This is a genomic window from Nitrospirota bacterium (assembly GCA_016180645.1).
Lineage (GTDB): Bacteria > JACPQY01 > JACPQY01 > JACPQY01 > JACPQY01 > JACPAV01.
This window is the reverse complement of the sequence record JACPAV010000035.1, coordinates 1-24,869: the sequence shown is the minus strand read 5'-3', so window position 1 is coordinate 24,869 and position 24,869 is coordinate 1. Positions and strand designations below refer to the sequence as shown.

The window sequence follows — 24,869 nt, the reverse complement described above, 5'->3', positions numbered from 1 at the left end:
GTTTCAATTCACGAACCTCGATCGCTGTTTGATATAGTCGACGATGATGTAGCGCCCGAGCTGATCGGGACGCGTGAACAGCCCGCGACCGTGATTGATCTTCACCATCTCCTCTACAAACGATCGCAACGCCGGATTCTCGTCGATCATGAATACGTTCAGCACGATGTTCTTTTTGGTCATCTTCTTCACTTCTTCGAGCGTGTAAAAAAACGCGTTCGGGGACAGCCCGAGATACGGCCACTCGATGTGCATGCCGTCCTCCCGCACGTAGGCGGTGGGTTGACCATCCGTCACCATGATGATCTGTTTGTTGGCGTTCCCGTCCTTTTCCAGGAGTCTCGAGGCCAGACGAAGCGCGTCCTGCATATTCGTGAACGGCTCGATGTGATTCAGATTCGCGAATGGAAGCTCCTTCGACTTGATCTGGATCGCGTAGGTGAAAAACCCAACCAGATGAAGCCGATCCGTGGGAAATTGCGTCCGGATGAGGTGCTCCAGCGCGAGGGCCACCTTCTTCGCCGCCGTGAACTTTCCGCCCCAAGCCATGGACCAGCTCATATCGATGAGGAGCGCCGTGGAAAACTTGTTCAGCTTTTCCATCTTGTGGACCACGTAATCCTTCGGTCCGATGCGGCCCCGCTTCAACTCGCCCGAGACGAGGCTCCGCTTGAGCGTCTCCGTGAGGTTCACGTGAAACGCATCGCCATACTGGTAGTCTTTGAGGTCCTCCTGGAGTTCGAGTCCCTGGCCGAATCCGCGCACCGGGTGCCGCCCGAGCTGGGAGAGCTTCAGTCCGTAGAAGATGTCGCGAAGGGCCTTCTGGGCGATCTTGCGGATGGCCATCGGAGTGAGTCGGAGGTAGTACCCCTCCTCCACGAGGTGACCGCTCTCGGTGAGCATCTTCCGGATTTCCTTCAAGGACGACAACCCCTTCATGGTGTCTTCGCCGGCCACGTGGTCCACCGCCTGTTGATCGACGCGATCGAGGCTTCCTTTGCGCAGATTCCGCTCCATCTCTTCGAGCTTCCGGATTTCATCGACGAGGTCCATCGCTTCCTGCAACGAAAGGGGCTGCCGGCCCCGGAACCGGTAGCTGTAGTCGTCGTAGAATTCCTCGAAATTGCGGATCTGTTCCTGACGATCTTGGAGCCATCCGGCGTCCTCGGGTGATCCCTGGGTGAGATCCGAATCGGACCCCATCTCCTTGATGAACTGGGCCGGCGACTGCGCGAGTTGTTTCCATCGATCTTCGATCTCCCGGCGCTCCTTCGAACCCTCCCCCCCCCCCGGGGATTGCCGCTGCCGTCGATCCAGGTCATCGAGGGCCTTGCGGACCATTTCGTTGAGCATTTCGTCCAGTTCCTCCCGCGCGGGATCGACGTCGTAATTCCGGAAATACTCCCGGAGCTTGTTTTCGATGTCCTTGAGAATCTGGTTGAGGCCCTTGACGCGCTTCCCCGTTTCGGGCGAGGTGACCCCTTCGCGCAGCAGCTTGTCGAGCGCCCAATTGAGATCGCCGTAGTCCAGCAGGTGCTCCGCCAGCTCGCCGAACACGTCGTCCGCGCTGAAATCGGGACCCGTGTCGGTCGCGGTGCGTTTAAGATAGGCGTACGTGGCCACGGTTGTTCACCCGCGGGTCATTATACAGGCATTCCCGGCGGCGGCGGGATCCGGCCGCTACTTGATGCCCTTGTATTGGAAGGTATGGTCGACGGACTGTTTGAAGAGCTTTTGATTCAGGTAGAGCCCCTCGAGGAGAAACTCGGTTCCACTGGCGATCCACGGGGGCGATTCCTTGAGATCCAGCGGGGAGAGGCAGCGCATCAGGTCGGGAATCCCGGACACGCCCTTGATGTAGTCGGCGGAAGGCAGGCGGTCCGACACATAGAGCATTTGGCCGGAGGCGAAGGCGTCCACCACAGACTGGAGTTCCTCCACCCGGAAATACTTGTGGAACACTTCTTTGATCGCGCGGCGGAGGAGCTTGTCCACCACTTCGCCCTCCACCTTCTCGTCTCCGGAGTATTCCATCTCCACCTTGCCCTCGGTGGATTTCCGCACGGCGTCCAGATCGGTGATTCGGGGAACCACCACATCTTCGCCGTTCCGAATCGCCCGCTTCTCGGCATTCGCGACGAGGGTTTCCATGTTCGTAATGGACAGTCGCACGCTTACGCCGGACCGCTGGTTGATCTCCGCGCTCTTCCGCCCCTGAAAGGTCACTTCGCACACGATCTCCTTCATGAAGGCGGGCACCTCGATCTTGTAGACGCCGTTCCCCGCCGGACAGCTCGATTCCTGCTCCATGATCTTGATCTCGATGTCGCGCGTTTTCGGGTAGTGCGTGCGGATCTGCGCCTGGAACCGGTCCTTCAGCGGCGTGATAATCCGGCCTCGGCTCGTGTAGTCCTCCGGGTTGGCGCTCGCCATGATGAAAACGTCGAGCGGCAGTCGCACTCTGAATCCCTTGATCTGCACGTCGCGCTCTTCCAGAAGATTGAAGAGGCCCACCTGCACCCGTTCCGAGAGGTCCGGCAGTTCGTTGATGGCGAAAATCCCGCGGTTGCTCCGGGGAATGAGGCCGTAGTGGATCGCGCGTTCGTCGGCCAGATACCGGCCCTCGGCCACTTTGATCGGATCGATTTCGCCGATGAGATCGGCCACCGTTACGTCCGGCGTTGAAAGCTTTTCGCCGAACCGTTCCTCGCGTCCGACCCAGCGGATGGGAAGCGCGTCACCTTCCTTCGCTGCCCGCTCACGGCACCCGTAGCAGATCGGGGCGAACGGATGGTCGTGGATTTCGCAGCCTTCAATGGCCGGGATCGCTTCGTCCAGCAATTCGACGACATGCCGGATGATCCGGCTCTTCGCCTGTCCGCGCTCGCCCAGGAAAATCACGTCGTGCCCGGCCAGAATTGCATTCTCGATGGCGGGGGTAACGGTCTCCTCGTATCCGACGATCTTGGGGAACAACTCCTCCTTGTTCTTCAATCGATGGAGGAGGTTCTTGCGAAGTTCCTGCTTGACGGTAAGGAGGCGGGTGCCGGAGGCCCGGAGTTCGCCGACGGTCTTGGGTTTGTTCACTATATCCACGTCCTATTGTAGCTTTCTGTGCCCGCGGCGGTCAAGGAATTTCCTAATTTGACGCACCATGTCAAAACCCCTTGACAAGGCGCGTCATGCTCTGTCAGGATTTCCGGCATGATCGACTTTACCCTCACCGAAGAAGAAGAAATGATCCGCGAGAGCGCCAGGAGTTTCGCGTCCGACAAACTCCGCCCCGCAGGGGAGAAGCACGAAGACTCCGGCCGCGTGCAATCCGATATCGCCGAGGAATACAAGAAGCTCGGATTCGGCCTCCTGGAATTGCCGACCGATCTCGGCGGCGCGGGGCTCACCCCATTCGCCAAGAGCCTCGTGATGGAGGAACTCGGCTGGGGGGACGCGGGCGCCGCGCTCGCCATCGAAGGCTGTTGGCCCGCTTACTACGCGATCACCGAAGGCGCGCCGAAAGATCTCCAGAAGTCGCTTCTCGGCAAGCTCTCCGGTTCGGGCGAAGCGCCCAAGGGCGTGCTCGTGGTCGACACGGACGCCCGACTTCAAGTCAACGGTTCGGTCGAGGGCACGGCTTCATTTGTCACCGGTTCCGGCGCGGACGTGGCAGTGGTGCTGAAAGACAAGCAGGCGCTCATCATCGAGGGCCAGGGCCTCAAGTTCAAGCCGCTCGTTGGGTGCGCCCTCCAGGCCTCCGGACCGTCGGAAGTTCAGTTTTCCAAAGCCAAAGTGCTTCATGCGGTGAAGGATGCGGCGGCCTATGAGAAAATCGTGGCACGGATCCGGATCTACACGGCCTCGCTTCTCGTCGGCGTGGCGCGAGCCTCCTTCGAGTACGCCATGAAATACGCGCAGGAACGCTCGGCCTTCGGGAAACCGATCGCGCACCATCAAGCCATTGCGTTCTACATCGCCGAAATGGCGATGGCCGTGGATGCCGCGAGGCTTGCCGTATGGCGCGCCATCCACCAGCTCAACCTCGGCAGCCAGGTCGGCTGGCACGCCGCCGCCGCCTATCAGGAAGCGGCGCAGCAATCGCGCTTCGTCACCGATTGGGGTCTTCAGATTCTGGGCGGGCACGGCTACATCAAGGACCATCCCGTCGAAAAATGGATGCGTGAGGCGCAGGTGCTCACCACGATCTGGGGCGGAGTCGACCAGGCGGATCTCGACGCCTGCGAACTCGTGCTCGCCGAGTAAGAGAGGTTTGAGATGATCGACCTAAGCCTGGACCCCGGCGCCGAGAACATTCTCAACATGCTGAAGTGGATGGGGAAGGAGAAATTCCGTCCCCTCGGGATCGAATGCGACAGGAAACACGAAGCCCTGCCGGTCGATCATCCTTTCTTCAAGGAGTTCATGAGCTTCGGCGTGTCGTTCGGCATGCGGGCGCTCGAAGAGCAGGGCGGCAAGAAGAAGAACGGCGGCGGCCCGAAAAAGATGGGCCGCATCGGCATCATGGCGGCGGAGGAAATCGCTTACTGGGACCAAGGCGTGGCGATGTCGCTGCCCGGACCCGGCTTGGGAAGCCCCCCGATTCAGATCATGGGCACGGAGGACCAGAAGAAGAGATTTTTCGGAATTTTCGAGGACAAGACCATGCCCCGCTGGGGCTGCTTTGCGCTCACCGAACCGAGCGCAGGGTCGGACGTCTCCAGCATCAAGATGACCTGCCGCAAGGAAGGCAAGTTCTACATCCTGAACGGCGAGAAGATGTTTATCACCAACGCCGCGAGGGCCGATTGGGCGGTAACGTTCGCCACGATCGACAAGAGCCTCGGACGAAAGGGCCATCGCACGTTCGTCGTCGAAAAGGGCACGCCGGGATATCGCGTGGGCCGCATCGAACAGAAGATGGGGCTGCGCGGATCTGAAACGGCTTCCCTCATCTATGAAGAGTGCAAGGTTCCGGAAGAGAATCTGCTCGGCGGCGAAGAGCACTACCAGGCGAAAGAAGGCTTCAAGGGCGCGATGGGCACGTTCGACATGACGCGTCCCGCTGTCGCCGCCATGGCCATCGGCATCGGGCGCGCAGCGTACGAGTACGTCCGCGATTTCGTGAAAGAGAACTACATGGTCAACCGCCCCATTCCCCGCTACCAAAAGCTGAAGGAGAAGCTCAACCACATGCGCCGCAAGCTCGATACCGGGCGTCTTCTTTGCTGGAAGGCCGTGTGGCTCATGGACCACGGCAAGCCGAACACGCTCGAAGCGTCCATGGCGAAGGCCTACTGCCCCCCGGCCGCGCTGGAGGTCACCCGCGAGGCGATGGAAGTACTGGGCGACGCGGGCGTTCGGAACGATTATTTCGTCGAGAAGCTGTTCCGCGACATGAAGGTGTTCGACATCTTTGAAGGGACCGGCCAGGTCCAGCGCATCGTGATGGCGCGGCGGCTCGTCAATCTCCCGGCGTCGTAAGGCTGAGCGCCGCAACATCCTGTTCTGTCCTTGTAGCCGCGGGCTTCAGCCCGCGTTCGGTGCGCAGCCTGAAGGCCATGTTCCATGTGGCCCATCCTGGGCCACAACCTATCATGGCCCCATGCCGTCTTGGGCAAGGGGCTGCGACTACCCGGAACCGACCAACTGCGGTAGTAATACTCCATGATTGTTGTTCTCTGTATTCTGGGAATCAGCCTACTTTTCCCTCCCGAGTGCCTGGCCTGGGGCCCCTCCACCCATCTCTGGATCGGCCAGCACGTCCTGTCTTCGCTCCCCCAGATCGCCTCGGAGACGGCCTCCCTCATCTCCGCGTACCGGTCCGACTACCTGTATGGGTGCATCGGGGCGGATATTCTTTTTGGAAAGAACCTCGCTGAATACCGGTATCACTGCCACAACTGGAGCGTAGCCCGGGAGCTTCTGGACCGTTCCCAAAACGATCACCACCGCGCGTTCACCTACGGTTACTTTACGCACCTCGCGGCCGACATTGTATCGCACAACATTTTCGTTCCCTTCCAGCTCATCAATTTCTTCTACAAGCGCGCGTTCAAACACACCTATTGGGAATTCTGCGTGGAACGCCACGTTCTCCAGGAGCTTCACGTGTCGTTTCGTCAGATCTTCCGCGAAGCCGCCCGGCGCAACAACGATCTTCTCCAGGCGCAACTCACGCCCACCCTCCTCAACTTCCAGACCAATCGCCTCCTTTTCTCGGGCGTGATGTTTCTGGACCAGTTCCGCAATCGCCGGCTGAAGCAGAACGTTTATCTCTCCCATGCCGAAATCGACGCCTTCCTGAAGCTGGCCCTCGGCAACGCCCGGCAGTTTCTTCGAGATGGAGAATCCGCTCCCCAGTGGAAGGCGGACCCGGCGGGACTCCAGAACATCGCCGAGGCGCGGCAGCTTCGCGATTTCCTCCGCCGGACCCACCGCGGCAAGCCGGGACGGAAACGCGCCTGGAAGCGCGGCGGGATACACGTGTCCGCCCACGGCCTCCCCCCTTCCCCTCCGTATCCTCTCAGGACCCTCCTCGAAGGGCGCTTTTCATTGCCCGTCGAGGGGTGATCGTGTAGCATTCCGCGGTGCGATTGTTCCGGAATTCGAATCACCGCGACCTGCTGGAGAAGATTGACCGACTGTCACTCCGCCACGATCCCCACGCCATCCGCATTCGAAACGTGACCAAGATACTCAAGGGCAAAACCGTGCTCAGCGACGTTACGCTCGACATCCCGGGAGGAAAAACCACCGTCGTGATCGGTCAGAGCGGCGTGGGGAAAAGCGTATTGGTGAAGCACATTGTGGGACTGATGAAGCCGGACCGCGGAAGCGTGTTCGTGGGTGACGTCGAGGTCAACTCCCTCGACGATCGCGCCCTCAACCGCCTGCGCAAGAAATTCGGCATGTTGTTTCAAGGCGGGGCGCTGTTCGGTTCGATGAGCGTCGGCGAGAACGTCGCCTTCCCCCTCGTAAAACACACCCAGCTCAAGGACACTGAAATCCGTGACATTGTTGCTGAGAAACTTCGCCTGGTCGGAATGCCCGGAACGGAGCACTACAATCCATCGGAACTCTCCGGCGGCATGCGCAAGCGCGTGGCCCTCGCCCGCGCGATCGTGATGGATCCGGAGGTGGTGGTGTTCGACGAGCCGACCTCCGGCCTCGATCCCGTGACCAGCGACGCCATCGACCGCCTGATCCTGGACACTCAGGCGCGGCTCGGCATCACCTACATCGTGATCAGCCACGACATCAAGAGCACGTTCAAGATCGCCCACACGATCGGAATGCTCTACCAGTCGAAACTGGTGGCCTACGGGCCGAAGGACGAGATTCGCAAGGCGTCGACGCGGTTTCAGGATGAGGGATCCACTCGTCGCCCTCCTAGCGAAGCGGAGAGGGCGAACGACATCCTTTCCCAATTCTTCGAAGGCCGCTCCGACGGCCCGATCAAGGTGCTGTGAATGTATCCGTTCGGCACCCCCCATACTCCCCTACCCCCGCAAGTCCGCCGCGGCGGACAAGGGGGGAAAGGATGGTAGCCGCACCCTTTATGGGTGCGTCTTCAGACGCAGGCATAAAGCCTGCGCCTACCCCCTCCCCCTCGGCGCTATCTCCGAATGGCCTTTCATCTCGCCGTCCCCGGAGCAACGCGGAGGGGGCGACGGGGGAGGGTTAGGGTGGGGGTGAGGGTTTACCTGTGAAAAAGTTCTCCGCGGAACTCAAGGTGGGTCTGTTCGTCCTGGCCTCCATCGTGGTGATCATCTTCATCGGCATCAAGTTCGGCACGTTCAAGTTCGGCAGCCGCTACACCGTCAGCGCCACGTTTCCCCACGCGCAGGGCGTCGTAGCTCTCGGGAGCGTGCAGATCGCCGGCGTGCCCATCGGTCGCGTCGAGAGCATCCGCTACATCGAGGGCGGCGCGAGGATGGCCATGTCGATCAACCAGGATGTCCAATTGCACGCCGATGCCACCGCCACGATCCGTCCCAAGAGCCTCCTCGGCGAAAAGGTCGTGGAGCTGACACCCGGCAGCCCGGAGGCGCCGCTCATTGAGGACGGCGGTGAGATATCCAACGTCCTCCCGAGCACCGATGTCTCCGAGCTCCTCAACCAGGCCGGACAGATGTTCGCCAAGTTCTCACCGGCGATGAATGATTTTGCGAAAAGCCTCTCCAAGATCAACGAGGTCATTTCCGGCGGCGCGGAGAAGGGCGGATCCCAAGCGAACGTGGCCACCGCCATTCAGGACTCGGCCGTCCTCATTCGCAATGTGAAAACGTTTTTTCAAACGCATGAAAGAGAGATCAGTACGACGGTCAGGAACCTTCAGGAGCTGACCGACAAGGCCAAGCCCGCGCTCGACGACGTCTCGCACACCGCCGCGGAGATCCGACGGCTCACCGACTCCGAGAAGGAGAACCTTCAGACCATCATCCGCAACGGCAAGGACATCACGACCAAGCTCAACCAGATTCTCACCAAGGTGAACGATCCGGAAACGGAAAAGCGCGTCAAAGCGCTTCTGGATCAACTCGAGAAAGTGCTGACGAAGTTGAGCAAGTCGTGGCTCCTGTAGGATGGGGTCATGTGGCCATGTGATCAAGTAATCAGGTGAACGGAAAGAGTATCGCAGAGCCGTCAGATTTCTCTGCCCTTCGCTCGACCCCTCGATCCCTTGTCCACTTCCCAGAGGAGATCGGGCGGATCGCCCTTTACTCCGGAACGCTTCTCAAGCACGTTTTCACGCCGCCGTTCTACGTCCGAGAAACCATCCGGCAGATGCACTACATCGGGGTGATGGGGCTGTGGCCCTTGATCCTCATGGCCAGCGGGTTCGGTGTCTCGATGATCATCATCGGCATCGCCGGAGCGCAGGCCCTCGGCATCGCGAAATACGTGGGCGGATTGACGCTCTCCATTCTGATGGGGGACGGATCCATCGTGCTCACGGGCAGCATTCTTGCGGGACGCGCCGGATGCGCCATTGCCGCCCAGATCGGCACGATGCGCGCGAGCGAGGAGGTCGATGCCCTCGAAGTCATGGGCATCCACCCCGTGAAGTATCTGGGCGTGCCGTGCTTCGTCGCCTTCTTCGTCATGAGCGTCCTCTACACGTACATCGGCGTGGCCATCGTGATCGGACTCGGACTGTTTCTCACCGTCACCGTGAAGGGACTGACCACGGCGGGAGATTTTATGGACGGCCTGACGCTCATGATCAAGCCCGGCGATTTCTACCTCGTGGGCATCAAGGCCATGATCATCGGCTTTGCTCTCGGGGTGGCCACGGTCTACTGCGGCTTCACGAGCAAGCCCGGCGCGGAGGGCGTCGGCGAGGCGTCCAACAAGAGCATCAACTACAGTTACCTCATCGGCCTGATCATTCTGTTCCTGTTCGATCTCTTCGTTTATGGTTAGGGCCTCAATCGAGAATATCGGCGCGGGGGTCTTCTTTGCCGCCGATGCCTGCGCCGCCGCCGTGCACCATCCGGCGGATCTGATCCGCCCGACCGCCCGCGCCATTACCCGGATGCTCGTCCGGGTCCTCCCCATCCTCATTCTCCTCACGTTCATCGTCACGTTCGTGCTCGTCCTGGGTGGCTACACCTTCTTCGCGCGACTCGGCGCCCAGCCGTATTTCGGCCTGCTGATCGCGATCCTCGTTTTCAGATTTCAGGGACCGTTCATGGTGGGCCTGCTCTTCAACGCAACATGGACCACGCTCAATACCGCGGAGATCGCCACGCAGAAAATCAACGAGGAAGTGGACGCCCTCACGGTGATGGGGGTGGACCCGCTGCACGAACTCGCCGCGCCCCGCGTGTTGGCCGCCGTTCTCCTCGGTCCACTCTTCACCGCCGTCACGATGGCGGCGGGCTACCTCGCGGCCGTTCTCGCCACCCTCGCCGCGGGCCTCGGAACGTGGGTCGTCAATCAGTGGATTCTGAACGTGATTTCCAGCCAGGATATTATCTTCTCCATCCTGTTTGGAACGCTGATGTGTTTTCTCGAAATCATCGTCTCGTGCTTCAAGGCCCTCTCCGCGTCGCCGGGTCCTGATGGCGTGCGACGGGCCGTGACGCAAAATGTGGTGGCCAACCTGTACATGGCGTACGTCGTTTCCCTCGTGATGACCGTCGTCCTCCAGGCCACCGTCTGGCGGATTCCGGCTTAGGCTCTGTTGAAAACGCGTCGGACCCGGTAGACGCAGGCTTCAGCCTGCGTCTGAGGATGCACCCGTAAAGGGTGCGACTACCAAGACATCCCTCCCGGCAACGATGGGGTTTTCAAATAGAGCGTAATACCTCCCTTCACGGCCCGCCCCTCTCCGCTTCGCTTCGGGGACGGCGAATTGAATCGCTATGGATTCCCTGCGCCGCCGGGTGGAAAAGTTCCTTCGCCGCAAGAGCAATCCGGAGTACCGGGCTGGCCAACGGCCGGACCCGAAGGCACAGCACCCCGAACGGCCATGGATTCATTGTACGTGTTCACGGCCCGGAAAAGGTACCGGTAGGCCTTCCGGCCTTTCGATTTTCCGTTGGATGCAACTACGATCCCGCCGACCATCCCAGCCACGCCCAGCAATGTGCCGCCCGTCGATTCGGAGCTCGCCGCCACAATCGTCCCCAGCACCGAGCCCCACAGGAGTACATGCCCAAAGATCCTGCCCTGCCTCCCCTCCTCCCGATCGTCCGCCAGGTCCCTCGCGAACCTCCTCGCTTGTTCGTCCTCTTTGACGAGCCTCTCAAGCTGCCGCCCGTAGTAGTCCATCTCCTGCCACTCTCCGTCCTTGTACACGTCGTAAGCAAAATCCCCGCGATTGTCCCGGAACTCGATGGTGATTCGGGGTCCTTCGGCTTGGGCCGGGAGGGCGGAGGCGATCAGCGTCAGGAGTCCGGCCAGCATCGCAGGAAGTTGGATACGGAATTCCATATGCGATCTAGTGATACCAGATCATGACGCCAACCGTATATCGCCCTTCGGGGTCCCGGCCGCTCGGATCGGGAAGGAGTCCGAATTGCGGCGCCACGGCATCCACGCGCGGAACGAGCGAACGCCAACCGTGTCCGGGCGATGTCTCGCGGAGCGGCGACGCGCCACCGATTGAAGGCGTCTGCCCCGAATCTTTCCGCTCCTCTTCCCAGTCCCAGTAGGATGTGACGATCGCCCCCGTCGTCAGCCCGATCAAACTCCCCGCCGGCGCGGTGATGAAGAACACATCGCCTCCCTCGCTGAGCGGAAGTCCGATGGCGCTCCCGATCCCCAAGCCGGTCAGACCAAACAAGTTGATCCAACCCATGCGTCTCGGCGGAATACGGAGATACAAGAGGGAAAACGTGGTCGCCAGTTGCCCTGCATTGCTCACGATGACGGCGGCCGTCGTCGTCTCCTCTTTGCCGCCCGCCGCCACCTGCGCGAGCATCGCCCCAACGAATCCGCCCCAGATCCCGCCCGTGTACGCCACGGCCGCCCCGCCCGTCCCCACTTGAAGATCGTAGGTGATGATCAACGACGTGCCGAGGCCGAGAGACGAACCCAACATCATCGCCCCGATCGCCTGCCGCTCGGAAAAATCGCCGAAAATACTCAGCGCCAACCCCTGGCTGAACCCGTAGACGGTGCCGAAGGTGGAGAAGAGAAGCGCTCCCGAGGTGTACTTGATTTGCGGCGCGCGCGCGCCCAACGCCAGTCCGCTGAGGCCGGTGGAATACATCGAACCGATGACGGCCCGCGAGTTCCAATCTTCGATCGTCAGACCGAGGCCCAGCCCGGCAGCCGAGCCGATGATGCCGGACAACCAGGTGAGGCCCACCGAACCCCCTGCGGGGTCCCAGAAAGCGAAAGCGGCCGTCGTGGTCACCAGACCCGCCGGCAGACCGAACATCACGCCGCCGGCAATCTGTTTGCCTTCAACTTCGCGCCTGCGGCCTTCCACCACATACGGCAGGAGCGCTCCGTAGCTCACGCCGAAGAACGCGCCCATCCCCAACGCCTTCTGCTGCGGATCGGAGAGTTTCATCCGCGGCAGCACCCTCGACCCCGCGGCCCCCAGGGCGACGCCCGAGGCGAGCATCGCGGCCGTGGTCTTCCTGTGGGACGAATCCAGCGTCATCGCGGCCCCCGCCCCCCCCATGGAACCGAGACTTTCCCCCATGAAGAATCCCGTGTAGGCCAACGGCTCCACTTGGCGATGGCGGAGAATGAGACCCGTCGCCAGGCCCAACGGACCGCCGATCATGAGGCCGCCGGTCACGCGCCTGGACTCGATGTCGGACCACCTCCGCGCCGTGAACGTGGGCGACCACCCTCCGTACCACAGCCCGGTGAGAGCGGTGAATGCCAGAAGCGGCGGATAGTCCTCCAGCGCCTGACCGGGCAGACGTTGAGCGACCCGGTAGCCCGCGAGGGCGCCCACCGCACCGGTCCCGAGCATGAGCGAGGTGGTCCATCTACGCGAGCTCAAACCGGCCATCCCGATCCCGGCGCCGACGGAGAATCCCATCACCTCGCCGCCGAAGATTCCTTTCAGGTCCCGCTCCCGAACGACGTGGTGATTCACGATCCATGTGGACGCCGCGAATCCGACCGGCGCCGCCATCATGGCCCCGCCGATGACCCCCGAAGGCGAACCCTTCTTCAAATCGCGCACGGCAAGCGTCGGCAGCCACGTTCCATACCACGTGAACGACGCCGTCGAGAGCGCCACGGCCACCGCCCCCTCGTCATCCCGGAAAGCGGACGGCCCGATCATCCGGCGCGCCATTTCCAAGCCGCTCCATGCGCCCAGTGCCCCCGAAGAGAGCATGAATGTGCTTCTCCAGCGATCGTCCGAATGGATCAGCAACCCGAGGCCCGCGCCAAACGACGTGCCCAACCCCTCGCCGAGAAAAAATCCCGTGGCCGACCGCGGGCTGATGCCGACTTGATTGGCTGTCCACAACGAAACCGCGAAGGCTGCCGGCCCGCCCACCATCACCCCGCCCGCGATGCGCCGATCGGACACATCCGAAAGATCCCGCGCAACGAGCGTCGGCAGCCACGCGCCGTACCAAAGGCCGGAGAACGTGCCCAGACTCGTGACGGCCGCCGCCATTGGCGTCGTGTTCGGCGATCCCGCTCTCAACGCGCGGCCGTAGGCGTAGCCGAAGAGTTCACCTGCCGCGCCACCCGTCAGCATGGACGCTCGTCTGAACCGGCCCGAACCCAGCGTGGTTTCCGCGACTCCGATGCCGGTTGAAGTGCCCAAGATTCCTCCCAGCAGGAGCGACGGCACGGTCCTCGGCGACAGATCCATATGGTTTGCACTCCAGATCGAGGCGGCCATCGCGGTCGGCACGGCCGTCATCACACCCCCGAAGACGTGGCGCTGCTCCACGTCCGCCACGCGCGAACGGCCCATGGTGGGAAGCCATGCCCCGTACCATGCCGCAAACGACGAGTGGAGAAAGAACCACGACGTCTCCTTCCCTCTCCAAGAGGAGGGATCGGCCATCCGGGTCGCGAAGAAATACCCTCCGGTCATCCCCGCGGCGCTCGAAGCCGCCATGATGTAGTAGGAACGATCCACTTCGCGGTCGATCTTCCCCAGCGTTTCGTCCGATGGATTGCGCCCCGTCGATCGCGTCATGAGGAACCCGACGCCTTGCCCGAACGTACCGCCCATCACCTGACCATAGAACAGCCCCGGCAGGACTCGATTCTGCACGTCGTAGTGATTGGTGATCCACATCGTACCCGTGAGGCCGACGGTTCCCCCCAGGAGTGCGCCGCCCGAAACCCGTCGGGCCGAAATGCGGCGGCCGGACAATCGGAACGACCTCGCCGTCCACCCGCCGTACCACGCGCCCGCCAGCGTGCCGTGAGCCACGAGGATGCTTTCCCGCCACGCGCGGACCGGAGACGCCGCCGCCATGTTCCGCACGAACACGTAGCCGCCGAACATCCCGCCTGCGCCTCCGGCGAGCATCATGGCCGTGGTCGTCCGCCTATCGGCCAGCAGCGACCACCCGGCCCCGGCTCCCGCCAGAAATCCGACGGCCTCCCCGAAGAAAAGCCCGTGATTGATGCGAGGCCGCAGCTCGATCTGATCGGCCAGCACAAGCGATGTACCGAGAGCCAGAGGGGAGAGCGCGAGCGCGCCGCCACCCACACGGTCCAGATCCACACGGCCCGGCAGCATCACCGGCGCCCACGCCCCGTACCATGCGCCCGAGGCCGTCAGGAGCATGACGAATGAATGTTCACGCTCCGTCATCGGGGCCCACGACAGACTCTGGCTCATACCGTATCCCCCAGCCGCGCCGAGAACGCCCCCGCCCATCGCGAGGGCCGAAAGCAGAGCTTGGTCGGAGCGGGAGGTCAGGGCCCAGCCCGCGCCCGACACACTCCCTAGAATCTCGCCCCAGTAGAGCCCCGCGGTTCCGCGCGGAGGGATTTCAAGGCCATTGCCAAATGCCAACGTGGCCGCGGTCAGCATCGGAAATCCTGCCATGATCCGTCCCGTCCTCCGCCGCCCATGCGGAGTCCGGTTGAGCGCGCGCGGAACCAGAGCACCGTAGTAGGCCCCTGAAAGAAAGACGAATGACTTGAAGCCCGGCTGCTCCCGCGAGGCTGGGAAAAGGTGATCGTAGTACACGCCCGTCGCGAGACCGCCGATACCCAACCCCTCCATTAGTGCGATCGAAGGTTGGTCGAACGTGTCGAAGAACATGAAACCGAGGCCCGCGCCAAGAAGATTCCCCATCGCGCCCGCGCCCACCACGCGCCACGCGAATTCGGGCGGCTCGGTCACTCGCTGCGAGAGAAACACGCCGGCGGCGTATCCAGTGGTCAGTCCCGTCAAGCTCCCCCCCCACGCCTTGTGGCCGGGAATGGACCGTCGTCCCAGCCCCGGCGCCCATGCGCCCGCCCACGCGCCGTAGCCGGAGGCCAGGAACAGCATCGAAAGGTTGGAATTCCGGAGGGTCACCCGTTCTGTCGAGAGCGCCGCGAGGGTCAATCCGCCCGTGGCCCCCGCCAGGGTGAGCCAGCCCGCCTTGGCCGGATCGCGTTCCGGCCCGCTCATCAGCTCGAGCCCCCAACCCCAAAGGGCACCACCCACACCTCCTGTGTTGACGTACGTGGTGTCACTGATCGTCCAATCCAGAGCGAAGGCCGAGATCCCCCCGGCGCCCAGGCCGATCCCCTCGCCCGCCAGGTTGTAAAGCCGCCTCGTGGAACCGTGACCCTCACCCATCCCGTTGGCGGTCCAGTGAGACGCCGCCACGCCCCAGATGCCCGAGGAGGTCCACCAAAGGGCGGGGCCGGGGCTCACACCGTGCGAGAAATGGGTCATGAGGTAGGCCGTGCCGCCGCCCACGGTCAGGCCGATGGGCATCGTCCAGCTCGGTGAAACCTGGGAATCGGACGCCCGTCGCATGAGATCCAGGAACGATGCACCATAGAGTCCGGAACTGGTTACCAGAAGCCATCGACCGCGCGCGCGGGGATCGGGGGGAGGCTCCTCGACCGCGGGGACCGGCGTCGGCGCCGGCACGGGGGCCGGTTCGGGCTTTTGGGGACCGACGAAGACCGGAGGAAAGACCTGCACCTGAGGTTTGACCCCGTAGCTCTCGGCCATGATTTCCTCCGCCTTGGTCCTCATCGCAGGCGGGAACGAGCCGCGATTCAGGTCAAGAAAAACCCGACCATCGGGTGGCGCGCGCGTGCCGAAAATGTCCAATGCCTTGAGGCGCACCCGTTCCGAGGCCAGTGCGCTTGAGATGAAATGCTTGAGCTGCCAATCGACCATGGAACCCTGGAACCCGGCCATTGCGTCCAACACCGATTCCAGCACGCCGTCATCCTTCTCCTTCGAGAGGGCGCGGACCAGCACCGGGAGGGCGTCTCCTTCCGGCAAATGGCCGAGCGCGCGGGCGGCCGACTTTCGCACCGCCAGATTTCGATCGACCATCGCCCATCCCAGCGGTTCGGCGTAGATGGGGTTCCCGGTCCGGCCGAGTCTCTCGGCAGCCTGGATCCGCTTCAACGGATCGTAGGGATTCATGAGCTGGATGAGCGCTTTCGTATCTTCAGCCGGGCGTTGTATGGGGCCGGGAACACGCCGTTGGTATTCTTCGGTCTGCGACCATGAGGGATTCGTGAAGACGATGAGAAGGGCCGGAACCCAAAATGCGGCGATGAGCGCACGGCTGGCAAGAACTCCCCCGGCTCGTGGTCGGCTGACCATTGGCGCCCATCCTAGCAGAACGGGACACCCCCTTCACGGAAATTCCTCCTTCTGAAAACTCAGAGCGGGCCGGCGGGGCTCCTCAGGAATATCGCCACCGCAAGCGCGAATGAGATGGAGCACGCCACCCCATAGGCCCATTTCCCCGGTGGAAGTCGTTCCCCGAAGGCGGCTAGAACGACGGGGGACACCGGTATGACGAACCGGGAAAAGGCGGTAAACCCCCACGCACTGTTCTCACACGCAAAGTACGCGGCAAAGACCAGGAGAAAGATCGACTCCACCTGAACCACAGGCTCGGTGGCCGACCTCATACGCCGAACTCCGACGACTGCGGCCCAGAGCGTGACCGCCCAAAGCCCAACCAGGTAGACCTTTCGCACCCAGGCGACTCGGTTCGCGAACAATTCATGCGCCACCGACGCGAACGGGATCGTCATGGGAAATCCCCGCCACTGGCCAACGGCGCCGTAGCCGGTCAGCGACGAGAACGGTTCCCCGGTCTTGAGGTAGAGGTAGAGGAACCACGAGGCCGCGACGGCAGCGGCGAAGACTCCTCCCATCACGACCGATCGCGTCCGGCGCTCCCTGATGCCCTGAATCCCCAGCGCCGCAAGCAGGAATACACCCTGCGGCCGGGCGAGGGCGGCCAAAGACGCCACGCCGATCCCGAGGTCGTATCGCCGGGTTCTTGACAGAAGGAAGATGGACAGCCAAATCAGCAGGGTGGCCAGCGCTTCGCTGAAAATGAGACTCCCGTAAAAAACCCAGTCCGGCGGCAGGCACGCGAAAAGAACCGCCACGCGGGCCCCGTGCAGCCTCGCCACCAGGTACGTGGAGCCGGATGCAGCGAGGATCGAGACCCCGATCGCAGCCGTCGGCGTCGACAGGTGCAGCAGGCCGGAAAACATGGCCACCGCCATCGGGTAGCCGGGCCAGAACTTGCGAGCCTGGAGGGTCAGATCGGCCCACTCACCCGTCTGGAAAGCGTTGGCCAGCACGAGATAGCTGGAGGAGTCATCGTACCGGCCCACGGCCGAGAAATCCGGACTCAGAGCCCAGGCGACGGCGAGGTAAGCGCCCCGAACGAGAAGGGAGAGAAGCGCCGGCTTCAGGGCTTCAGAGCGTCCGGCCATGAGTGAGACATCTCCTCCAGGATCTTGCGGGCGACCGCCTTGTTCTGAGCGGCCGAATAGTGCACGTTGACCGCGCCTCCCCCTGGATCCGGGGTCAGGGGATCCGGGGTCAGGCCCGCCAACGCCGGCAATGTGTCAATGACTCGCCGTTTCATCTTTTGTAGATCGTCCGCCAGGGGAGCGTAGCGGGCTTTTCCGGTTTTCCGATATCGACGAACATCCGCGGGACTGGGGAAGAGGACGATGACGGGAAACTCTCCGTGGATCTCCACCTCGGCGTAGAAGGCGGAGAGAATGGCCCGGGTCAACTCAAACGCATCCGATCCTCGACGGTACACGCCTTCCGGGGTCAGAATCGCGTCCGGCGCCAGAACTCGCCGATACCAGAACAGAGCCGTCTTGCCCAATCGAACGACCGCAAGCCCATCCCATTTCCCCTCATGGGGCATCCACTTGAACCAACCGTCATCCTTCGAAAGCCGCCGCAATGTGGGGCCCGGGCTTTCCAGCATGGCCCGGTAGTCGGCCCGCGTGGGCAATGGGTTTTCGAGCAGCTTCAGTCCGGACGGGTCAAGGACAAATCGGGGCTTGGTGAAAGGCATTCCGTATCCCGGCGTGTAGAACGCCCGGAACACGTTTACGGTCCGCTGGATGTTCTCGGACATGTAGCCGATCAGGACCACTTGCGATTGAAACCTCGTTCGTTCTTCCCGATACCGAAGGAAGGCCTGGTCCGATCCGAATCCCATCACGCCGAAGTTCAACGCCTCCAGGCGCGGATCGAGACGCATCAACTCGGCCTCCCACGTATCGTCGAAGCCGACTTCATCCCCGTGGACAAACGAATCTCCGTAGGCCGAGATTCGGGTGAGGCCGTGGGGTGGGCGGGCCGTGTACTCCCGGCCCGCCCGTATCCCCTGCGAGTTCGCCCGATACATTCCGTCCGGCGTCGCGGCCTGCGGGCGGATGCTCCATCCCAGGCTCGGGCTGTGGACAAGATAGGTGGTCCCATCCGCGAGAAGCCGAACGACGGCCCGTCGATCCTCTTCGAGAAGCCGGAAATCGGAGATGGGCCGATAGACCACGCCGAATCTCGCCGACACCGCGAGGAGAAGCCAAGCCAGGAGATCGCATCCGGCCAGAAGAATCAGGCCGAATCCTCCGCGGAGGAGAGCTCTTCGGGCCGGGGAGGCACCGGAGACGGTGGACCCCGCCGGGCCGCGAGTCGCGCCACTCCACAGCCTGATCATGTCCTGGCCGGATGCATGTCCATCGGAATTCCCCCGATACCATGACCCCGGGCCCAAGTCGACACGGGGCGCGGAATGCGGGGGGAGTGGCGGAAGGGAGGGGCTAGACTTTCGCTCCCCTGTTCTCCCGGCTGATTCGGGCCTGCTCGCGAAGAACACGGGCGATAGGCCCGTGGCCCAACTTCTGGTGGACATCCGCCTGCACGTCGTACGCGGAGGAGAAATAGGGGTCCACGGCAAGGCAGAGGCCGAGCTGGCGAAGGGCCTCCTCGAAAAAACCTTTCTCGGCCAGATCCCGCCCGCGCCGGAAATGCGTCTCCGCATCCACAAGCTCTCCCTCGAGGCCGATCGGCGCACCATCCGCCTCGCGAACGGTCAGGAGCGAACACGGCACTTCCCGAACAACCTTCTCCGCCGTATTGCCCATCAAGATCCGGCTCAGTCCGGAGCGTCCCACGCATCCCAACACCAGCAAGTCGCATTTGGATTCCTCCGCGGCGTGCAGGATGGCTTCGTGGGGGGTTCCCAAGACCACTTTCAACTCCACGTGTAGACCCGCCGGCCCAAGGGGTGACAGAAACTCCGCCAGCCGCTTTCCGCGGTCGTCCGCCGTGTCTCCCGGCGGGAGGGGAACGAGACCCAGATCCGGTATCCGGGGATACGGAGCTTCGGCGCTCAAAACGTTCAACAGGATCAGACTCGCACCCATGACGCGGCAGAGCTGGATCGCGTGGACCAACGCATTCCTGGAGGGATCCGAAAAATCCACGGCACACAGAATCTTCTCCGGACGCTCTCTTCCATCCGGTCGCACCACCCAGACGGGCTTCAGCGATCTCCGGATGACTTTCTCGGCGGTCGTTCCCAGGGGAAATCGTCCCAACTCTTTCCGCTGGCGCGCGCCGATCAGAATCAGGCCGGCCGTCCGTTCATCGGCGGTATTCAGGATGCAATCGGACGGGCGCCCGAACATGACGAGCGGTTCCTTGGCCGCCTTCACTCCCGCTTTTTCGATCTCCGTTTGCATCCCCCAGAGCATCTGGAGCACCGCCTTCTGACCGGCACGCTCCAGTTCGGGAACACTGTGGTGGAGGGCGTGCATGAGATGGACCTCCGCCCCGAACGCGCGGCCGAGAACAATGGCCTGTTTTAGAGCGCCGCCCGCGCCATCACTGAAATCAGTGGCGAGTAGAATTCGGTTGAGAGACCTCATATCGTCCAAGCGTTCAGCCTTCAGCAGTCAGCTTTCAGCTTCCGGACAGGGAACGGTCGACGACGCGACGGAATCGTCGATCCGTCGGGAGGTGCTCGTGGCTCGTATCCCCCTCCTGATCCGAGGCTGACGGCTGAGAGCTGAACGCTAGGTGCTTTCCATCACGCGGCTGCCGCGAGCGCCTCCAGCTTCTGGGGATCCAATATCGTGATCTGTCTTCCCTTCATGCGAATGACTTGATTGGCCTCCATCCGCTTGAGCGTTCGGATCGTCGTTTCCAATGCGAGCCCGGCCATTTCGGCCAGGTCCTGTCTTCGGGGAAGCGAAACAGTTCGACCCGAGCCGTTTTGCCGTTCCACCACACCGGGCCTGCCCACTTGGAGCAGCTCAGCGATTCGCCGGTGCGCCCCGTGGAAGGCCATCTTGAGCGCCTTGTCTTCGGCATCGCCCAACTGTCGGGCCAGGCCCCGCATCAGACGCAAGGCCAGTTCCTGGTCCATCCGGATCAGCGTCAGAAAGATGTCCCGGTCCAGGAATCCGATGAGCGAGTCGTCCGCCACTTCAATCGTCTTCATGTAGGGCACACCCGAGACCAATGCTCTGGACCCAACCAGCGAACCGGGACCGTCGAACCGCAATACAAGCTGGTGTCCCGATTCATCCGCCTTGTAGGCTTTCGTCTTCCCTTCGCAGACGACAAAGACGCCATGCGGCTTCATCCCGTCGTAAATGAGAACTTGTCCCTTCTTGTATTTGTTTCGCACCAGGTGACGACCGAGAGTCGATTGCACCTTCGGATCGGCGCTTGAGAAAAAGCAGTCCTTCGTTGCGGGGCATGCTTCACACGTCGTCATGGCCATCTCCCTTCGTTTGCGACTTCGTCGGTCCTCGTGACCGCCGTGCCGTGGAACCAACCTTGTTTCACGCAGGGATTATCCGGGAGACGCATCACAGGATTTTCAATCGAATGTAAAAAAATGGTAAAAAGGGGGGCCTGACCCGGGCTGCGAATCCCCACATGCCTCTCTCCCGAACAGGGAGGCAGGAGGGGAATTCCCAGTTATGGTTGTCGAGTCCAAACAAACGGTACTCGTCGTCGACGATGAGAAAAGGATCGTTCAGCTCCTCAGGGAAACCCTTACCCAGGCCGGTTTTGAAGTCCGGGAATCGGTGGATGGGAGATCCGCCCTCGATCAGGCGCGCCAACGCCCGCCGGATCTCATGATCCTCGACCTCAAGCTCGGCGACCTGTCGGGAGTGGAAGTCTGCCGCCAACTTCGGAAAGAGGAAGCGACCTCGCGCATCCCCATCCTGATGCTCACCGGGAGCGCGGACGAAGCGGACAAGGTGGCCGCCTTCGAACTCGGCGCGGACGATTACGTGACCAAGCCGTTCAGCCCCCGGGAGATCATCCTGCGGGTCCGTGCCATTCTTCGTCGGACGTCACCGGACGAGGCGGCCACTTTGGTGCAAGCCGACGGGCTGGCCATCGACGTCGGCGCTCACCGAGCGACGCTCGACGGCGCATCCCTCACCCTCACGGCAACGGAATTCCGTCTCCTGACGTTTCTCGTTCAGCACCGGGGGAAGGTGACCTCCAGAGAAGAACTGCTCGACAAGGTCTGGGGGATCAATGCGGACGTCTTCACCCGAACGGTGGACATGTACATCACCCGTCTGCGGGAGAAGTTGGGGACATATGGCGACCGGATCGAGACCGTGCGCGGCGTGGGCTACCGGTTTTCGGAGCAGTGAATCCGATGCCTGCGGCACGGAGGCCTTCCACACGAGGACTGACGCTCCGATCCCTCCTCGCCCTGGCCGTTCTCACGCTTCTGGCGGGCTCCAACTATGTGATCATGCGGGACTACACGCGGGCGGGCGAGCTGCATTCGGCGGTCATCAATGCTTGCGGCCGCCAACGCATGCTGGTGGAGAGGGTCGGACTTCTCGCCCAGCAGCTTGGATTCGAAACCGATCCGGAGGAAAAGAGCATCCTCCGCGGGGCCCTCCGCGATGCCGTCAAGGACATGGAGACCTCCCATGCCGGTCTCGTGCATGATAGGGGCGAGTCCGCTTTTCCCGTCGCCCTGCCGGAGAAAGCCCGCGCCATCTTTTTTCAGCCCCCCGCGGATCTCGACCGGCGGTTGCATAGCTACCTTGACGACGCAAGATCGTGGAGCAACACCCCGGAGGAAAAACTCACGCCCCATCAACCGCTGCTGCGCCGCCTGATGGCCACCGCGAGTGAAAAGACGCTGCTTCAAGCACTCGAACACTTCACGCACGAACGGCAGAAAGACGCCGAGGGCCACCTGGCGGGGCTCAAACGGCGCAACGGCTGGGTGCTCGGATCGACGCTCGCCGTTTTGCTTCTGACCGCTCTCTTCGTCTTTCTCCCCACGATCCGGAGGCTCGATCGCGAGGTGCGCGATATCGAGCGCTCCGAGGCCCATTCGCGGGCCATCGTGGACACGGCGGTCGACGGCATCATCATCATCGATGAGCACGGCACGATTCATTCCGTGAACCCGGCCGCGCGAACCCTGTTCGGTTACGACACGCCCGAAATGGTCGGCCGCAACGTGAAGATGCTCATGCCGGAGCCCATGCACACCGAGCACGACGACTATGTCCGCCGCTACGTCGAGACGGGACACGCGAAGATCATCGGCATCGGGCGGGAAGTGGTCGGACGGCGCAAGAGCGGCGAAATCTTCCCGCTCGACCTCGCCGTGAGTGAGATGCGGGCGGAGGGGAAAAGAATGTTCCTCGGCATCCTTCGGGATATCACCGCGCGGAAGCGCGCCGAAGAGGCCCTGCGCGAGAGTGAGGAACGGCTCGCGCGGGTCATGGAGAATCTGCCGGGCGTGGCCTTCACCAAGGATGCCCAAGGCCGATACGTGTACGTGAACCCGCATTTCGAAAAGACCTTCCACGTCACCCTCGGGGATCTCGCCGGCAAGACCGACGACGAATTCTGGCCCCCGGAGGCCGCCGCGCAGTTCAAGCGGAACGACCGCCGCGTGCTGGAGACCAACCGGCCCCTTCAAGTCGTGGAGGAAGTACCGCACGACGATGGTCCCCATCACTGGCTGGTCACCAAGTACCCCATTGCCGACCGGTCCGGCGTCCCGATCTTCATCGGCGGGCTGGCGATCGACATCTCCGAACGGCGGAGGGCCGAACAGCAGGCCCACCATCTCGAAGAGCAGCTCCGCCACTCCCAGAAAATGGAGGCCCTCGGCCGTCTCGCCGGCGGCATCGCGCACGACTTCAACAATCTCATGACGACCGTCACCGGTTACAGCGAACTCCTTCTCGACCGCCTTGGGGAAAGCGATCCGCTGCGAAAATACGTGGAGGAGATCAAAGGGGACGGCGAGAGGGCCACCGCCCTCACCCGCCAACTCCTCGCTTTGAGCCGGCGCCAAGTGGCGGAACCCAGGGAGATCGAACTCAGCGCCATCGTCTCCAACATGGAGAACATGCTTCGGCGGATCATCGGCGAGGACGTTGAACTCCACTCCTCCCTGCGCGCCGGGTCGGGGCACATCCGGGCCGACGCCGGACAGGTGGAGCAGGTCGTCATGAACCTCGTCGTCAACGCACGCGACGCGATGCCCCAGGGGGGAAAGCTTTCCATTGAAGCGCGAAACATGACGCTCGATTCAGCCTACGCCGCGGAACATGCGGGGGTCCGTGCCGGGCGATACGTGATGCTGGCCATCAGTGATACGGGCGTCGGGATGACCCGCGAGGTGCAGTCCCACCTTTTCGAGCCCTTTTTCACCACGAAGGAGCGTGGCAAAGGCACGGGATTGGGGCTTTCCATCGTCTACGGAATCGTCAATCAGTATGGGGGCCACATCGGCGTATACAGCGAGCCCGGGCGCGGGACCACCTTCAAGTTGTTTTGGCCGGAGGTTTCAGCCGATCAACCCGCGTCCGCACCGATGCGCGCAGGCGAACGGCGTCAGACCGGGGAAGAAACGATTCTTCTGGTCGAAGATGAGCATCGCGTCCGAGGCCTCGCCAAGGAAATTCTTGAACGCCACGGCTACCGAATCATCGAGGCTTCCGGCCCCGCGGAGGCGCTCTCGCTGGCGGGGGACCACTCCGGCGAGATCCACCTGCTCCTGACGGATGTGGTGATGCCCCAAATGAACGGGCGTGAATTGGCAGGACGGCTGGCCGTGGACCGACCGGCCATGCGGATCCTGTACATGTCCGGGTACACAGACGACTCCATTGTGCAGCAAGGCGTCTTGGCCGCGGGAACGCCGTTCTTGCAGAAGCCCTTTACCGCTGCGGGTCTCACCGCTAAAGTCCGCGAAGTGCTGGACTCCCTGCCAAGGTCGCCGGGCACAACGCCGAGTCCCCCCCCCCGGGATTGAAGACCGCCGATGTCACCTTAAGAACCTCCAACAGAATACCGATTCGTAGGGGAGCACCTTCAGATGCTCCCTCTTGTCCTTGCCTCCTCGTAGGGGAGCACCTACAGGTGCTCCCTCTTGTCGGGAGGGTCTGAAGACCCTCCCCTACGCATGGAGGCCCTCCCCTACGCATGAAGGCCCTCCCCTACGCATTCTGTTAGAGGCTCTAAATACCGGCTATTGGTGACCTAGAAATTCAAGTTGCATGAGGCGATCGTAATCACCAGCTCGCGTTCTCCACCGAAGTACGTGCTAACTGTCGGTACTCCCAAGTATTTCACGATTGTGATCTACATCACATTTCTATCGACAGTATTTTGAAAAGCTACTTGACAGCACATTTGAATCCTGATAGAAAACCACCATGCAATCACCGAGGCCCGGGGCCTGTCTGACGAGTAAGGGGAGGTAATCCAATGTTCGGATCGTGCAAACGCGCCGTTTCAGTATTCGGTTTGGGGACTGTGCTGGTCACCTTTGGTTCCTGCTACCGCAACTTCGACATGCCCGCGGTGAAGAAAGCGCCCGCTAATGCCTCGGTGCCCCTCGACATCGCGATCCCCCTCTCCCCCGAAGTGGCCGCGGCCCTCAACGGCGTGGCGG

The 24,869-nt window shown here is 62.3% G+C and carries 18 protein-coding genes; 10 read left to right on the top strand and 8 right to left on the bottom strand.

Annotated elements, in window-relative coordinates; genetic code table 11:
* Positions 1 to 3: 3 nt before the first annotated feature.
* Both HYT87_17455 and HYT87_17450 read right to left on the bottom strand, forming a co-directional pair.
* On the bottom strand, positions 4 to 1,623 hold the full coding sequence (locus HYT87_17455) for a VWA domain-containing protein (protein ID MBI2061530.1): 1,620 nt from the start codon (positions 1,621 to 1,623) through the stop codon (positions 4 to 6).
* A 57-nt stretch (positions 1,624 to 1,680) separates the two neighbouring features.
* Positions 1,681 to 3,087, bottom strand: coding sequence for a magnesium chelatase (locus tag HYT87_17450; GenBank protein MBI2061529.1), 1,407 nt, complete (start codon positions 3,085 to 3,087; stop codon positions 1,681 to 1,683).
* A 117-nt stretch (positions 3,088 to 3,204) separates the two neighbouring features.
* Between HYT87_17450 and HYT87_17445 the strand changes: the two genes are divergently transcribed.
* The 7 genes from HYT87_17445 (at position 3,205) to HYT87_17415 (ending at position 10,177) form a co-directional block, all read left to right on the top strand.
* Positions 3,205 to 4,257, top strand: a complete 1,053-nt coding sequence (locus HYT87_17445; GenBank protein MBI2061528.1) for an acyl-CoA/acyl-ACP dehydrogenase — start codon at positions 3,205 to 3,207, stop codon at positions 4,255 to 4,257.
* Between the two features lie 12 nt (positions 4,258 to 4,269).
* On the top strand, positions 4,270 to 5,475 hold the full coding sequence (locus tag HYT87_17440; GenBank protein ID MBI2061527.1) for an acyl-CoA dehydrogenase family protein: 1,206 nt from the start codon (positions 4,270 to 4,272) through the stop codon (positions 5,473 to 5,475).
* A 183-nt stretch (positions 5,476 to 5,658) separates the two neighbouring features.
* On the top strand, positions 5,659 to 6,564 hold the full coding sequence (locus HYT87_17435; protein MBI2061526.1) for a zinc dependent phospholipase C family protein: 906 nt from the start codon (positions 5,659 to 5,661) through the stop codon (positions 6,562 to 6,564).
* A 71-nt stretch (positions 6,565 to 6,635) separates the two neighbouring features.
* A complete protein-coding gene (locus HYT87_17430) occupies positions 6,636 to 7,463 on the top strand; it encodes an ABC transporter ATP-binding protein (protein MBI2061525.1) in 828 nt (275 codons plus the stop codon).
* A gap of 236 nt (positions 7,464 to 7,699) precedes the next feature.
* Positions 7,700 to 8,578: an MCE family protein gene (locus HYT87_17425; protein MBI2061524.1), complete on the top strand. Its 879-nt coding sequence runs from the start codon at positions 7,700 to 7,702 to the stop codon at positions 8,576 to 8,578.
* A gap of 35 nt (positions 8,579 to 8,613) precedes the next feature.
* Positions 8,614 to 9,420 carry an ABC transporter permease gene (locus HYT87_17420; protein ID MBI2061523.1) on the top strand — a complete coding sequence of 269 codons (807 nt, stop codon included), beginning with the start codon at positions 8,614 to 8,616 and terminating at the stop codon, positions 9,418 to 9,420.
* Complete coding sequence (locus HYT87_17415; GenBank protein MBI2061522.1) at positions 9,413 to 10,177, top strand: ABC transporter permease; 765 nt, start codon at positions 9,413 to 9,415, stop codon at positions 10,175 to 10,177. The genes HYT87_17420 and HYT87_17415 overlap by 8 nt, the downstream gene beginning before the upstream one ends.
* 185 nt (positions 10,178 to 10,362) lie before the next feature.
* Here HYT87_17415 and HYT87_17410 read toward each other — a convergent pair whose 3' ends face one another.
* The 6 genes from HYT87_17410 to HYT87_17385 form a co-directional block, all read right to left on the bottom strand.
* Positions 10,363 to 10,935, bottom strand: coding sequence for a hypothetical protein (locus HYT87_17410; GenBank protein ID MBI2061521.1), 573 nt, complete (start codon positions 10,933 to 10,935; stop codon positions 10,363 to 10,365).
* A 7-nt stretch (positions 10,936 to 10,942) separates the two neighbouring features.
* Entirely contained in the window at positions 10,943 to 16,231 is a 5,289-nt protein-coding gene (locus HYT87_17405; protein MBI2061520.1) for a HEAT repeat domain-containing protein, read from the bottom strand.
* Positions 16,232 to 16,290: 59 nt separating this feature from the next.
* Complete coding sequence (locus HYT87_17400) at positions 16,291 to 17,367, bottom strand: hypothetical protein (protein ID MBI2061519.1); 1,077 nt, start codon at positions 17,365 to 17,367, stop codon at positions 16,291 to 16,293.
* Positions 17,343 to 18,617 carry a hypothetical protein gene (locus HYT87_17395; GenBank protein MBI2061518.1) on the bottom strand — a complete coding sequence of 425 codons (1,275 nt, stop codon included), beginning with the start codon at positions 18,615 to 18,617 and terminating at the stop codon, positions 17,343 to 17,345. The genes HYT87_17400 and HYT87_17395 overlap by 25 nt, the downstream gene beginning before the upstream one ends.
* Positions 18,618 to 18,720: 103 nt before the next feature.
* On the bottom strand, positions 18,721 to 19,839 hold the full coding sequence (locus tag HYT87_17390) for a universal stress protein (protein MBI2061517.1): 1,119 nt from the start codon (positions 19,837 to 19,839) through the stop codon (positions 18,721 to 18,723).
* Between the two features lie 152 nt (positions 19,840 to 19,991).
* Complete coding sequence (locus HYT87_17385) at positions 19,992 to 20,684, bottom strand: Crp/Fnr family transcriptional regulator (protein MBI2061516.1); 693 nt, start codon at positions 20,682 to 20,684, stop codon at positions 19,992 to 19,994.
* Between the two features lie 208 nt (positions 20,685 to 20,892).
* Here HYT87_17385 and HYT87_17380 point away from each other — a divergent pair, with 208 nt between their 5' ends.
* From HYT87_17380 to HYT87_17370, 3 genes are all read left to right on the top strand, one after another.
* Positions 20,893 to 21,585: a response regulator gene (locus tag HYT87_17380; GenBank protein MBI2061515.1), complete on the top strand. Its 693-nt coding sequence runs from the start codon at positions 20,893 to 20,895 to the stop codon at positions 21,583 to 21,585.
* A gap of 5 nt (positions 21,586 to 21,590) precedes the next feature.
* Positions 21,591 to 24,227, top strand: a complete 2,637-nt coding sequence (locus HYT87_17375; protein MBI2061514.1) for a PAS domain S-box protein — start codon at positions 21,591 to 21,593, stop codon at positions 24,225 to 24,227.
* 455 nt (positions 24,228 to 24,682) lie between these two features.
* On the top strand, positions 24,683 to 24,869 hold a 187-nt coding region (locus HYT87_17370; protein MBI2061513.1), incomplete at its 3' end, for a hypothetical protein.